Source organism: Erwinia persicina (assembly GCF_019844095.1).
GTDB lineage: Bacteria > Pseudomonadota > Gammaproteobacteria > Enterobacterales > Enterobacteriaceae > Erwinia > Erwinia persicina.
In genome coordinates this window covers 357636-370586 of record NZ_CP082141.1, presented here as the reverse complement: position 1 = coordinate 370586, position 12951 = coordinate 357636, and the positions used below count along the sequence as shown (strand labels likewise).

Below are 12951 nucleotides of genomic sequence, written 5' to 3'. Positions count from 1 at the left end.
CGGTCCGGAAATGACAATACCAGCGCCAGGGGAGATCGAATGGCGGCTGCAACGCTGTCGCAGCCTGCCACAGAAAGTTTAAAAGGGTTTATCTCCGAGAATAGTGGCGCGGTGCATAATGCGGCGGGCCGGTAAATAATCCGCATTGGCATAATGCTGAGTCACGCGATTGTCCCAGATAGCCACATCACCCACCTGCCAGCGCCAGCGCACCTGGAAATCCGGTTTGGTGATGTGTGCGAACAGGAAGTTCAGCAGCGCCTCACTCTCCTTCTCTTTCAGCCCGACAATACGCGTGGTAAAGCCTTCATTCACGAACAGCGCCTTCTTGCCGCTAACAGGGTGGGTGCGGATCACCGGATGCAATACCGGTGGATTTTTCGCGACCGCCTGCAGCCAGCGCTGATGCTCCTCCTCACTCGCCCGATATTTGTACTCCTGGAACGCTTTACGGAAATCATGCTCCGCCTGTAAACCGTTCAGCAGTACTTTTAGCGGCTCAGATAATGCCTGATAAGCCGCAATACCACTGGCCCATAGCGTATCACCGCCGGTTTCCGGCAGTCGCTGTGCCGTGAGGATCGCCCCGGCGGGTGGGGTTTCAATAAAGGTGACGTCGGTATGCCAGTTATCGTTATCAGGCGGGTTATCGTCGTGAGTATCCAGCACGATGATCTCTTCCACGTCCGGCGCATGAGGATAGACCGGGTGAATATGCAGATCGCCAAAGCGTGCCGCCAGCTGACGGTGCTGCAGCGGGGTCAGCGGCTGGTTGCGCAGGAACAGAACCTGATGACGGATCAGGGCATGATACAGCTGCTCAAACTGGGCATCACTTAACGGGCGGGTCAAATCGATATCGCTGACCTGAGCACCAATATAAGGGCCAAGAGCCTGAATTTTAATACGTTCGTTCATTGTTGTACTCCATGCCAGGGGGTCAGACGGCGCTGCAGGGCGCGGAGCCCCAACTCCAGCGCAAAGGCGATCAGGGCAATCACCGCAATCCCGGCCAGCACCACATCGGTGGCCAGAAACTCCCCGGCAGACTGCACCATAAAGCCCAGCCCCCGGGTGGCGGCGATCAGTTCAGCGGCCACCAGCGTCGACCAGCCGACGCCCAGGCCAATACGAATACCCGTCAGGATCTCCGGCAGGGCGCCGGGCAGCACCACATACCACAGCACCTGCCAGCGGCTGGCGCCCAGCGAACGCGCCGCACGCAGGCGCACCTGCTGAGCACTTTTCACGCCAGCCAGGGCGGACATCGCTATCGGCGCGAAGATCGCCAGGTAGATCAGTAAAATTTTCGAGGTTTCGCCAATGCCAAACCAGATCACCATCAGCGGCAGATAGGCCAGCGGCGGCACCGGGCGGTACAGCTCAATCAGCGGGTCAAGTATCCCGCGGATCGTCTCATTGAGCCCCATCAGGATCCCGATCGGCACGCCAACCAGCGTGGCCGCCAGCAGCGCAATGACAATGCGTGTCAGGCTGGCCCCCAGATGCTGCCACAGCGTGGCATCCATAAAGCCGACCGGGCTGGCGATGGTCAGCAGCTGGTGTAAAACCTGCTGCGGCGGCGGCAGAAACAGCGGTGCAATCAGGTGTAAAGCGGTCACTGCCCACCATATCGTCAGCAGTACCAGCAGTGTGGCAACACTGAGCGTCAGCGCGCGTGACAGCGGCCAGCGCAACCGCGGGCGGCGAACCGGGCTTTTTTCATTAATCAGTGAGCTCATGCAAACACCTCGCGCTGCTGAAAGACACGACCCAGCACGTATTCACGGCGCTCAATAAAGGCCGGATCGGATTTGATCGCCCGGCAGGCTTCGCCCTCTGCGTAACGGCGGCCAAAGTCGAGTGACAGCCGTTCCACAATGCGCCCCGGCCCGGGCGACAGCAGGATCAGCTCGCTGGCGAGAAAGACCGCCTCTTCGATATCGTGAGTAATCAACAGGATCTGCTTGCCGCTGTCCCGCCATAATGTCAGCAGCAGCTCCTGCATCTGCTCCCGGGTGAACGCATCAAGCGCACCGAAAGGCTCGTCCAGCAGCAGCAGGCGCGGATTGGCGGCCAGCGCACGGGCAATCCCTACCCGCTGGCGCATCCCGCCGGACAGCTGCCAGATGAAACGCTTCTCCGCGCCCTCCAGCCCGACTTTTTTCAGCATCTGCACGGCCACCCTGCGGCGGGCATCTTTTTCGATCCCCGCCAGCTGCAGCCCAAAGGCCACGTTATCCAGTACATTGCGCCACGGCAGCAGCCCTTCATGCTGAAACACCACGCCGCGGTCTGCCCCCGGCCCGGTTACCGGCTGCCCGTCCAGCGTAATGCTGCCGCCATCTGCCGGAATAAACCCGGCAATCAGGTTCAGCAGCGTCGTCTTGCCACAGCCTGACGGCCCCAGAACCACCACCAGCTCTCCGTTGCCGATCGACAGGTTGATATCCTGTAAGGCCGGCTGTCCTGCATAGCTGGCGCGAAGATGAGAGACTGACAGCATGGCGGCGACTCCGGTTATTGGGCGAGCGGTTTGACAAAACGGTCGGTCACGTAGCTGCTGTAGTCCGTCGCGACCGACGGTACTTTGCCCTGTGCTTTGAGGAACTGTGCCGTATCCACAATCGCCTTATTCACCGGGCCGTTAAGCTGCGCGACCTGTTCTTTGGCCGTGAGGTAGGTATTGCCTTCCACCAGCCCCGGCACGTCGGCAACCGGTACGCCGCTGAAACGCGACAACTTGCTAAGGTTTTCTTCCTGTTTCAGCCACTGCTGCGGGTCAGCGAGGTAGGCTTTCTGGGCGTCCAGCGCGCTACGGGCAAAGGCGGTTACCACCTCCGGATGCTGTTGGGCGAAGTCTTTACGTACCACCCAGACATCCAGCGTGGGCGAACCCCATTTCCCTACCTGAGCGGAGTCTGTCAGCACCTTACCGTCTTTCTCCAGTTGATTGACTGCCGGAGCCCAGACGTAAGCGCCATCAATATCCCCGCGCTGCCAGGCCGCCAGAATCGCCGGGGGCTGCAAGTTAATGATCTGCACCTGCCCGGGTTTGATACCCCAGTGTTTCAGTGACGCCAGCAGGCTGTAATGCGTGGTAGAGATAAACGGCACGGCGATACGCTTCCCGATCAAATCCTTCGGGTCTTTAATCTCTTTTTTCACCACCAGCGCTTCGGAATTACCAAGCTGAGAAGCCAGCAGAAATACTTCGATCGGCAGCTGCTGACTGGCGGCAACGGCCAGCGGACTGGAGCCGATATTGCCGATTTGCACATCACCCGACGCCAGCGCACGGATCACGCTGGAACCGCTGTCAAATTTACGCCAGTCCACTTTCGCCCCGCTCGCTTTGGCAAAGGTGTCATCAGCCTGGGCCACTTTTGCTGGCTCTGCTGAGGTCTGATAAGCAACAGTCACCTCTACTGCCTGAACGCTGAGTGCTGTCAGTGACAGTGCCGCTGCCAAAATTGAAAGTGTGAATTTACCTGCCATAGCCCGCTCCAGAGATGATTGTTGTCGGTGAACACCTCCTTTGTAACCGGGCGCGAGCATCGTAATAAAGTAATTAAAAATTCTTTTTTATATCAAAATTTGCTTAGGAGAAATGGTGGATTGGTTAGCTGAAAAGTGGGTTTATCCACAGCGGGCGCAATGATAGCCAGGGATGAGGCCAGCCTGAGGTAAACCCGACGTCACTCGCCAGCGATGGCGTGTAACGAAGTCAGCAGGGTGACTTCTTTTGTCGGCCCGACGTGCTCAGACTGGCCTCAGACCTGGCGCCGGAGGTTTAACGATAAAAAGGGGTGGGGATACCCCAGGATCAGTGCCAGATCAGCAGCACGCACGCCGCCGTCAGCAGCCCCATAAACACGTTAAAAAGGGTCCAGGCTCGACGGCTGCGCAGGATGCGGCCAATCAGCGTGCCGAAACCTAACCAAATCACCCCGGACACCAGGTTGACCAGCGCCATACCGATACTGATGGCGATCACTGAGGCCCGATACGCTTCGCCCGCCAGACTGAAGCTGGCCACCGCGCCGAGCGCCATCAGCCAGGCTTTTGGGTTGATCAACTGCAATAGCCCTCCCTGCCAGAACGGCATCGGCGCGGCAGGCGCATTCTCGGTTTCCAGTTTTTCATACTCGGCGCTGCCGATCTTCCATGCCAGCCAAAGCAGATAAGCGCTGCCGGCAATTTTCAAAAACAGATGCAGCGAAGGGTAAAGCAGGATTAAACCGCCCACGCCAAAGGCCACCATCAGCAGCATCACCTGCATGCCGATCATAATGCCAATCAGCAGCATCAGTGAACGTAGAAAACCAAAATTAGCACCGGAGGCGGTGAGTAACATATTATTAGGACCTGGCGTGATGGCAGCGACCCAGAGAAAGCCTAACATTGATAAAAACAGACTCAGTTCCATAGAACGGGTGCTCCTCGCCCCCCTGAAAAATAAACAACCCGACGAAGCTAACAGCGAGCCATGGATCCTACAAGCTCTGAACACATGAATTTTAATCACCTGAACCCTGACGTTTTTCGTCCCCTGACCGGTGCCAGTAATCCCCATCTGCAAACCCTTTTGCCGCGTCTGCTGCGCCGTCGGGTGACGCTGCAACCGCACTGGCAGCGGCTGACCTTACCGGACAGTGATTTTGTCGATCTGGCGTGGAGCGAAGATCCGGCGGGTGCACGTGACAAACCGCGTGTGGTGCTGTTCCATGGCCTGGAAGGGAGTTTTCACAGCCCGTATGCACATGGGCTGCTTCAGGCATGCAAAAATCGCGGCTGGCTTGGCGTCGTGATGCATTTTCGGGGCTGCAGCGGCGTGCCTAACCGGCTGAATCGAATTTACCACTCCGGTGAGACAGAGGATGCCAGCTACTTTCTGCAATGGTTACGGGACGAATGGGGCACCGTCCCGACGGCTGGGGTGGGCATTTCACTGGGTGGCAATATGCTCGCCTGCCTGATGGGTAAACAGGGTGAGGCATGCCTGCTGGACGCTGGCGTGGTGGTTTCCGCCCCGCTGATGCTGGAACCCTGTAGTCAGCGCCTGGAACAGGGTTTTTCGCGCGTTTATCAGCGTTATCTGCTGGGTCTGCTGAAGCAAAATGCCGAACGCAAACTTATTGCCTGGCCCGGGACTCTCCCTGTCGATCTGACGCAGCTTAAGGCGCTGCGCCTGCTCCGTGATTTTGATGATGCGATCACAGCCCGCGCGCACGGTTTTGTCGATGCCACTGACTACTATCATCGTTGCAGTGCAATGCCGCTGCTGCCCGACGTGCGCAAACCGCTGCTGGTGATCCATGCGAAAGATGACCCCTTTATGACCCCGGACGTGATCCCCGATGTCGCTTTGCTGCCTCCCAGCATCGAGTATCAGCTAACGCAGCACGGCGGGCACGTGGGTTTTGTAGGCGGAACGCTGCGTAAGCCACAAATGTGGCTGGAACAGCGTATTCCGCAATGGCTAACTACCTGGCTGGACAACTGATGATTATTCCCTGGAAAGAACTGGATACCGAGACGCTTGATAACCTCATTGAATCTTTTGTGCTGCGTGAAGGCACTGACTATGGCGAACAGGAACGATCGTTAAAACAGAAAGTGGAGGATGTCCGCCGTCAGCTTAACAGCGGCGACGTGGTGCTGGTGTGGTCTGAGCTGCATGAATCCATCAACATCATGCCGCGCGGCCAGTTTCGCGATGAGCAGAGATGACTTTAGCGGGCGAAACATGTTAACAATGATCCGTCCGTCCGACCTATCGAAGGGAGTTGTTCGTCATGTCAGCCAAACATCCGGTTATCGCCGTCACCGGCTCCAGCGGGGCAGGAACCACCACCACCAGCCTGGCCTTCAGGAAGATTTTTCAGCAGCTTAATCTGCGTGCCGCCGAGGTCGAAGGGGACAGTTTTCACCGTTTCACCCGCCCGGAGATGGATATGGCGATCCGTAAGGCGCGCGATATGGGGAAACACATCAGTTATTTTGGCCCGGAGGCCAATGACTTCGGCCTGCTGGAAGAAACCTTCAGCGAATATGGCCGCAGCGGAAAAGGCCAGTCGCGCAAGTATTTGCACACCTATGATGAAGCCGTACCGTGGAACCAGGTGCCGGGTACCTTTACCCCCTGGCAGCCGCTTCCGGAGCCCACTGATGTTCTTTTTTATGAAGGGCTGCACGGTGGCGTGATGACTCCACAGCATAATGTCGCCGAGAAAGTCGACCTGCTGGTTGGCGTCGTACCAATTGTTAACCTGGAGTGGATTCAGAAGCTGGTCAGGGATACCGGCGAGCGGGGTCATTCCCGTGAGGCAGTCATGGATTCGGTCGTACGTTCCATGGAGGACTACATCAATTTCATTACCCCGCAGTTCTCACGCACCCATATCAACTTTCAGCGCGTGCCGACGGTAGATACTTCAAACCCGTTTGCCGCACGTGGCATCCCGTCACTGGACGAAAGCTTTGTGGTGATCCACTTCCAGGGGCTGGAGAACATCGACTTTCCCTATCTGCTGTCGATGATACAGGGGTCGTTTATCTCCCATATTAAAACCCTGGTGGTGCCGGGCGGTAAAATGGGGCTGGCCATGGAGCTGATTATGGGGCCGCTGGTCCGGAACCTTATCGAAGGCAAAAAGATCGGCTGACCCCCTGGGGACGGCGTTACGCTTTCATCAGCAGACGGTGAATAAAGCCGACGTGCAGGCTGACGCCGATACTCAACACATCTTCATCAAGGCGAAAATGGGGATTATGTAATCCCCAGCAGGTGCCTTTCTCCTGATCCCCCGATCCCACCCACAGGAAGCAGCCCGGTATCACCTGTTGATAGGCAGAAAAATCCTCGCAGCCAAACATCGGGGTCGTCATCACCTGCAATGCCTTCTCTCCCTGGGTGGCGATAACGGTCTCTCGCGCGATACGGCAGGCATCCGGATGATTCACGCCGGTGGTGTACCCGGGCGTCCATTTAAGCACATAGCTGGCCCCCACCCCCTGCGTCATCCCGTCCAGCAGCTGTGACATCATGCGCGGGATCGTACTGCGGTTGTGGGGGCTGAGCGTGCGTAACGTACCGCGCAGATGGGCTTTGTCAGGGATAACGTTGTAACTGTCCCCGCACTGGAAGCTGGCCACCGTCAGTACCGCGCCATCGTTCGCGTCCAGCCGGCGTGATACGATTTGCTGCAACGCCCCGACCACACTCGCGCCCAACACCAGCGGGTCCGTACTCTGCTGCGGCATCGCCGCATGCGCCCCCTTTCCCTGTAACACCAGGTCAAAATTGTCACAGGCGGCACTGAAGACGCCCTCTTTCACCGCCACCGTCCCCGTTGGCAGGGTGGGAAACACGTGTAAACCATAAATCTGTGATACTCCGTCCAGCACGCCGAGCTTTACCAGCTCACTGGCCCCCCCCGGTGGCACTTCTTCCGCATGCTGAAAGATGAATCGCACCTTCCCTGCCATCTGCGCCTGCTGCTGGCATAACACCCAGGCAGCCCCCATCAGCATCGCCGTATGCGCATCGTGCCCGCAGGCATGCATCACGCCGCGATGACGCGAGGTAAACGGCTCCTGATTCAGCTCTTCAATGGGCAGGGCATCCATATCGGCCCGCAGAGCAATGCATTCCCCGCTGTGTGGGCCTGAAAGTTCAGCCAGCACACTGTTGGGGGTGGGCCGGCTGATAGCCAGAGGACCAAACTTTTCCAGTTCAGCAGCGACATAGTCGGCCGTGCCCTGTTCATGAAAAGAGAGTTCCGGGTGGGCGTGGATATGACGCCGCCAATGCAACACTTTTGCGGTGACATCCTGAATTAACGTCTTGGTATTCATCATCACTCCGTGATTAGTTGAAACGATAGAACGACAGGCCGGAGTATTCAGACCTTCGGTCACTGCGCCGGTAAATCAGCGTGAAGGACAGTAAACAGGATGAAATATACTGCGCTCACCTCACCAGACTGTGGCGTGAAATGCGCGTGATGACGTGCTCAGCATGATGTGCCGCTGGCGAAGATGGCGGGAGGAAAAGAGTGACGCGAGGGAACTGTACGCCCCTCGCGCAGACATCAGTCACATGCTGTCAGGCGAGGTCAATGACCTCGTAGCTGTGACTCATTTTGACACCCTGCCCCAACATAATGGCCACCGAACAGTATTTCTCTGCGGAAAGGTCGACGGCGCGTGAGACGGCTTTATCACCCAGCGCTTTGCCGCTGACAATAAAATGCAGATTAATGTGCGTGAAGATTCGCGGAGCATCTTCACGGCGCTCCGACGTGAGCTTCACTTCGCAATCAGCCACGTCATGACGGCCTTTTTGTAAAATAGAAACCACATCAATGGCGCTACAGCCTCCGGCGGCCATCAGCACCATCTCCATCGGGCTGGGTGCTTTATCCCCGGAGTTACCGTCCATCAACACCTGATGACCCGATGAGGATTCTCCCAAAAATGTCAGCCCTTCAACCCATTTAACACGTGCCTGCATAACAAAATCCTCGATTTCATTCAGTTACCGCAGAGTACGCTGTGTCAATAAAAACGGCAACGCTGCCTTTTTCCAACTATGCTGAAGCGAGACAACAGAAGACAGCCTTGTAAAGCTGTGCTACAAACAAAGCTGCAATTATTTACTGGCAAGACAATGCACAGTAAAACGGGACGACAGCACGAGCCATGCTCTTAACAGAGGCCCGTATAATTCCTATGGGAACGCTTGAATATTTCAACGCCTGACAGGGACTCATCCCCTGATATCCTAAAATATTTCGCGCGGCAGGTTAGCGGTAACGCACTTCTCCCCCGCAGAATAGAGGGTATATTTAGGCACGATTACAAACAGAGGATAACAGCGAATGGTTCTCGGCAAACCGCAAACAGACCCTACACTCGAATGGTTCCTGTCACATTGCCATATTCACAAATATCCATCCAAAAGCACGCTGATACATCAGGGTGAAAAGGCGGAAACCCTCTATTACATCGTTAAAGGTTCTGTAGCGGTGTTAATCAAGGATGAAGAAGGCAAAGAGATGATCCTCTCTTACCTCAACCAGGGCGACTTTATTGGCGAACTGGGCCTCTTTGAAGAAGGTCAGGAACGCAGTGCATGGGTACGTGCGAAAACAGCCTGTGAAGTGGCTGAAATCTCTTACAAAAAATTCCGTCAGCTGATTCAGGTGAATCCTGACATTCTGATGCGTCTCTCTTCACAGATGGCGAGTCGACTGCAGGTTACGTCAGAGAAAGTGGGTAATTTAGCTTTCCTGGATGTCACCGGACGCATTGCCCAGACGTTACTGAATCTGGCCAAACAGCCCGATGCCATGACGCACCCGGACGGCATGCAAATTAAAATCACCCGTCAGGAGATCGGCCAGATTGTCGGCTGCTCCCGTGAAACCGTAGGCCGTATTCTGAAAATGCTGGAAGATCAGAACCTGATCTCGGCACATGGTAAAACCATCGTTGTATACGGCACACGTTAACCGGCTCTGAACCCACGGCGCGACGCCCTGTCGCGCCGTTTTTATTTGGTGTGGCTCATGTGGCGGAGAATTATCTATCACCCGGAAGTTAACTATGCGCTCAGACAAACGCTGGTGCTGTGTTTACCCGTGGCGATCGGCTGGATGCTGGGCAACCTGCAAAACGGACTGCTTTTCTCCTTAGTGCCCGCCTGCTGTAATAACGCCGGTCTGGATACCCCCCACAAACGCTTCTTTAAACGCCTCATCGTCGGCGGGTGTCTGTTCGCCTCCAGCAGCTTCCTGATCCAGTACGCCGGGTTAGAGGGCGTGCCGTTGCCGGTTATTCTGCTGATCATGGCCTTAGTGCTGGGCGTCACGGGTGAGATTAGCCCCCTTCATGGCCGCCTGCTGCCGGCTTCGTTAATAGCCGCCATCTTCACGCTCAGCCTGGCGGGGCGGATGCCGTTGTGGCAACCGCCGCTGTTATATATTTTGGGGACCGTCTGGTACGGGGCATTTAACTGGTTCTGGTTCTGGCTGTGGAAAGAGCAGCCGATGCGTGAAACCCTCAGCCTGCTGTATCGCGAACTGGCTGACTACTGTGAAGCTAAATACACTCTGCTGACCCGACTTACCGATCCACAGACTGCCCTGCCCCCACTGCTGGCGCGCCAGCAGAAAGCCGTCGATCTGATTAACACCTGCTATCAGCAGATGCATATGTTGTCCGCCAATCGGGACAGCCACTACCAGCGTCTGACACGTGCATTCCAGGTGGCGCTTGATCTGCAGGAACATATTGCGGTCAGCCTGCATCAGCCGGAAGAAGTGCAAAAGCTGGTGGAAAAAAGCCATGCCGAAGCGGTGATCCGCTGGAACGCACAGACCATTGCCGCCAGACTGCGGGTACTGGCCGATGATATTCTTTATCATCGTTATCCTGAGCGCTTTACAATGGATAAGCCTCTTCAGGCACTGGAAAAGATCGCTCGTCAGCACCCGGACAACCCCGTCGGCCACTTTTGTTATTACCACTTCAGCCGCATCGCACGTGTGCTGCGCACTCAGCGTCCGCTGTACCGCCGTGACCTGATGGCCGACCGCCAGCGTCGCCTTCCTCTGCTTCCGGCGCTGAAGAGCTACCTGTCGCTGAAATCCTCAGCCCTGCGCACCGCTGCACGCTATGCGGTCATGCTCACCTTTGCCAGTTCCCTGGCGCTGTTCTTCAACCTGCCGAAGCCTTACTGGATCCTGATGACGGTAATGTTTGTCAGCCTTAATGGTTACAGCGCCACCCGGGTGCGTATTCAGCACAGAGCACTGGGAACGCTGGCCGGGCTGATCATCGCTGCCGCCACGCTGGGTCTTCATGCACCAGAGTCCTGGGTGCTACTGGTCATGCTGATCATTACGCTGGTGAGCTATCTGTTTATCCGCAAATTCTATGGCTGGGCCACGGTGGGCTTCACCGTCACCGCGGTTTACTCGTTACAGTTGCTCGCTCTGAATGGCGCGCAGTTCCTGCTGCCGAGGCTGCTGGACACACTGATGGGCTGCCTGATCGCCTTTGGCGGCATGATCTGGTTATGGCCACAGTGGCAAAGTGGGTTGATGCGGCAGAATGCGCACGATGCGCTGGAGACCTATCAGGAGGCATTACAGATGCTGCTGGGAAACGAACAGGATGCCGTGAAACTGGCTTACCAGCGAATGCGGGTCAATCAGGCGCACAATGCGCTGTTTAACTCCCTGCATCAGGCGATGCAGGAGCCCGGCTTTAACTCCAGTTACCTGTCCGATATGCAGCTGTGGGTCACGCACAGCCAGTTTATTGTGGAGCACATTAACGCCATGACCATTCTGGCGCGTGAACACACCATGCTGACGCCCACGCTGGCAGAGCGCTATCTGCAGTCCTGTGAAATTGCCCTGCAGCGCTGCCAGCAGCGTCTGGAATACGACGGGCCCGATTCAGGCAGTAATGTCCTGGATGCGCCGGAGGATTTCCACCAGGGCCCGGTAACCATCATGGAGCGGCATGTTAGACGCATCCTTGGCCATCTCAGCGTGATGCATACCATCTCATCACTCACCTGGAGCCAGCGCCCACATCATGGCCGCTGGCTGTCACGCCATCTGCGTAAATCGAAGACGTGAGTGCCGCTGTTTTTTCCGCCTCATCCCCAACCTCCCCGGGCTTTATCAGCACGGGACGACCGGAAAAAAGCGTTCCCTATAACACGTTTTCGACGGCCGTCGCGAATCGGGCCATGCCTTCAACAATGTCGGTCGGTTCAATCACCAGCGACGGCGCAAAGCGCATCACATCGGTTCCGGCCACCAGCACCATCACACCCGCCTCTGCCGCGGCATTCAGCAGGTCACGTGCTTTACCTGCGTGCTGCGGTTTCAGTGCCGCGCCAATCAGCAGGCCTTTGCCACGGATATCGCTGAACAGATCGAAGCGGGCATCCAGCGACGCCAGCGCATCAACAAACAGCTGACGACGCTCTTCCACACCGTTGAGCACTGCCGGCGTATTGATGATATCCAGTGCCGCTTCAGCCACGGCACAGGCCAGCGGGTTGCCACCGTAGGTGGTGCCATGAACACCCGGCGCCATGACAGAGGCAATCTCGTTGGTCGTCAGCATCGCGCTGACCGGGAAACCGCCGCCCAGTGCTTTGGCCGTGGTCAGAATATCTGGCTGAACACCATAATGCTCATGGGCGAACAGCCTGCCGCTGCGGCCCATACCACTCTGTACTTCATCCAGCACCAGCAGCGCATGATGCTCATCACACAGCTGACGCAGACCCTGCATAAATTCCTGCGTCGCCGGCATCACGCCGCCTTCGCCCTGAATCGGCTCCACCACAATAGCGCAAGTATGATCGTCGATAACCGCTTTCACGGCAGCCAGGTCGTTAAACGGCACGTGGACGATATCAGCAGGTTTGGGCCCGAAGCCATCAGAGTATTTCGGCTGGCCGCCAACGGAAACCGTAAACAGCGTGCGGCCGTGAAAAGCATTATGGAAAGCAATAATCTTGCTTTTAAACGGACTGTGGCGTTTGGTGGCATAGTAACGCGCCAGCTTAAACGCGGCTTCGTTAGCTTCAGCACCGGAGTTCGCGAAAAAGACACGCTCGGCAAAAGTGGCCTGTATCAGCTTGCTCGCCAGGCGCAGTGCTGGCTCATTGGTGAAGACATTACTGGTATGCCACAGGGTTTCTCCCTGGCTTTTTAACGCCTCCACCAACGCCGGATGGCAGTGCCCCAGCGCCGTCACCGCAATGCCGCCGGAGAAGTCAATGTACTCTTTGCCCTGCTGATCCCACACGCGGCTGCCTTTGCCTTTCACCGGCACAAACTGTGCTGGTGCATAAACAGGCAAAATCACCTCGTCAAACGTCGCGCGTGTTACCGCCATTTTTTCCGCCGTCATTCA

Annotated in this window: 13 protein-coding genes; 5 read left to right on the top strand and 8 right to left on the bottom strand. The window is 56.7% G+C overall.

Features of this window, described 5'->3' with window-relative positions:
• Positions 1–78: 78 nt before the first annotated feature.
• From tauD to K6L24_RS01575, 5 genes are all read right to left on the bottom strand, one after another.
• Positions 79–918, bottom strand: coding sequence for a taurine dioxygenase (tauD, locus tag K6L24_RS01595; protein ID WP_062747564.1), 840 nt, complete (start codon positions 916–918; stop codon positions 79–81).
• On the bottom strand, positions 915–1742 hold the full coding sequence (gene tauC / locus K6L24_RS01590) for a taurine ABC transporter permease TauC (protein ID WP_191927945.1): 828 nt from the start codon (positions 1740–1742) through the stop codon (positions 915–917). Before tauC ends, tauD begins: the two co-directional genes overlap by 4 nt.
• On the bottom strand, positions 1739–2506 hold the full coding sequence (gene tauB, locus K6L24_RS01585) for a taurine ABC transporter ATP-binding subunit (RefSeq protein WP_222681888.1): 768 nt from the start codon (positions 2504–2506) through the stop codon (positions 1739–1741). Before tauB ends, tauC begins: the two co-directional genes overlap by 4 nt.
• A gap of 14 nt (positions 2507–2520) precedes the next feature.
• On the bottom strand, positions 2521–3498 hold the full coding sequence (gene tauA / locus K6L24_RS01580) for a taurine ABC transporter substrate-binding protein (protein ID WP_062747570.1): 978 nt from the start codon (positions 3496–3498) through the stop codon (positions 2521–2523).
• 328 nt (positions 3499–3826) lie between these two features.
• Positions 3827–4429, bottom strand: a complete 603-nt coding sequence (locus K6L24_RS01575; RefSeq protein WP_062747572.1) for a LysE family translocator — start codon at positions 4427–4429, stop codon at positions 3827–3829.
• 60 nt (positions 4430–4489) lie between these two features.
• Between K6L24_RS01575 and K6L24_RS01570 the strand changes: the two genes are divergently transcribed.
• The 3 genes from K6L24_RS01570 (at position 4490) to K6L24_RS01560 (ending at position 6668) form a co-directional block, all read left to right on the top strand.
• Positions 4490–5506 (top strand): hydrolase, encoded by a 1017-nt coding sequence (locus K6L24_RS01570; protein ID WP_118665359.1) that lies wholly within the window; start codon positions 4490–4492, stop codon positions 5504–5506.
• Complete coding sequence (locus tag K6L24_RS01565) at positions 5506–5733, top strand: YheU family protein (protein WP_062747576.1); 228 nt, start codon at positions 5506–5508, stop codon at positions 5731–5733. Before K6L24_RS01570 ends, K6L24_RS01565 begins: the two co-directional genes overlap by 1 nt.
• 65 nt (positions 5734–5798) lie before the next feature.
• Entirely contained in the window at positions 5799–6668 is an 870-nt protein-coding gene (locus K6L24_RS01560; RefSeq protein WP_062747579.1) for a phosphoribulokinase, read from the top strand.
• Between the two features lie 16 nt (positions 6669–6684).
• Here the strand turns inward: K6L24_RS01560 and K6L24_RS01555 are convergent, their stop codons facing one another.
• Both K6L24_RS01555 and K6L24_RS01550 read right to left on the bottom strand, forming a co-directional pair.
• The gene (locus K6L24_RS01555) at positions 6685–7863 is read right to left on the bottom strand and encodes an amidohydrolase (protein ID WP_222681887.1); all 1179 of its coding nucleotides are present in this window, start codon (positions 7861–7863) and stop codon (positions 6685–6687) included.
• Positions 7864–8110: 247 nt separating this feature from the next.
• Positions 8111–8518, bottom strand: coding sequence for an OsmC family protein (locus tag K6L24_RS01550; RefSeq protein WP_062747583.1), 408 nt, complete (start codon positions 8516–8518; stop codon positions 8111–8113).
• 367 nt (positions 8519–8885) lie between these two features.
• Between K6L24_RS01550 and crp the strand changes: the two genes are divergently transcribed.
• On the top strand, positions 8886–9518 hold the full coding sequence (crp, locus tag K6L24_RS01545) for a cAMP-activated global transcriptional regulator CRP (protein WP_011412109.1): 633 nt from the start codon (positions 8886–8888) through the stop codon (positions 9516–9518).
• A gap of 57 nt (positions 9519–9575) precedes the next feature.
• On the top strand, positions 9576–11657 hold the full coding sequence (locus tag K6L24_RS01540) for a YccS/YhfK family putative transporter (RefSeq protein ID WP_062747585.1): 2082 nt from the start codon (positions 9576–9578) through the stop codon (positions 11655–11657).
• Between the two features lie 76 nt (positions 11658–11733).
• Here the strand turns inward: K6L24_RS01540 and argD are convergent, their stop codons facing one another.
• A complete protein-coding gene (gene argD, locus K6L24_RS01535) occupies positions 11734–12948 on the bottom strand; it encodes a bifunctional acetylornithine/succinyldiaminopimelate transaminase (RefSeq protein WP_137269242.1) in 1215 nt (404 codons plus the stop codon).
• Positions 12949–12951 lie beyond the last annotated feature (3 nt).

What these genes read in the sequence shown, in the direction of transcription:
- K6L24_RS01575 (WP_062747572.1), bottom strand. Translation starts at nt 4,429, where the DNA reads ATGGAACTGAGTCTGTTTTTATCAATGTTAGGCTTTCTCTGGGTCGCT.
- K6L24_RS01570 (WP_118665359.1), top strand. Translation starts at nt 4,490, where the DNA reads ATGGATCCTACAAGCTCTGAACACATGAATTTTAATCACCTGAACCCT.
- tauD (WP_062747564.1), bottom strand. Translation starts at nt 918, where the DNA reads ATGAACGAACGTATTAAAATTCAGGCTCTTGGCCCTTATATTGGTGCT.
- tauC (WP_191927945.1), bottom strand. Translation starts at nt 1,742, where the DNA reads ATGAGCTCACTGATTAATGAAAAAAGCCCGGTTCGCCGCCCGCGGTTG.
- tauB (WP_222681888.1), bottom strand. Translation starts at nt 2,506, where the DNA reads ATGCTGTCAGTCTCTCATCTTCGCGCCAGCTATGCAGGACAGCCGGCC.
- crp (WP_011412109.1), top strand. Translation starts at nt 8,886, where the DNA reads ATGGTTCTCGGCAAACCGCAAACAGACCCTACACTCGAATGGTTCCTG.
- K6L24_RS01540 (WP_062747585.1), top strand. Translation starts at nt 9,576, where the DNA reads ATGTGGCGGAGAATTATCTATCACCCGGAAGTTAACTATGCGCTCAGA.
- K6L24_RS01555 (WP_222681887.1), bottom strand. Translation starts at nt 7,863, where the DNA reads ATGATGAATACCAAGACGTTAATTCAGGATGTCACCGCAAAAGTGTTG.
- K6L24_RS01565 (WP_062747576.1), top strand. Translation starts at nt 5,506, where the DNA reads ATGATTATTCCCTGGAAAGAACTGGATACCGAGACGCTTGATAACCTC.
- argD (WP_137269242.1), bottom strand. Translation starts at nt 12,948, where the DNA reads ATGACGGCGGAAAAAATGGCGGTAACACGCGCGACGTTTGACGAGGTG.
- K6L24_RS01560 (WP_062747579.1), top strand. Translation starts at nt 5,799, where the DNA reads ATGTCAGCCAAACATCCGGTTATCGCCGTCACCGGCTCCAGCGGGGCA.
- K6L24_RS01550 (WP_062747583.1), bottom strand. Translation starts at nt 8,518, where the DNA reads ATGCAGGCACGTGTTAAATGGGTTGAAGGGCTGACATTTTTGGGAGAA.
- tauA (WP_062747570.1), bottom strand. Translation starts at nt 3,498, where the DNA reads ATGGCAGGTAAATTCACACTTTCAATTTTGGCAGCGGCACTGTCACTG.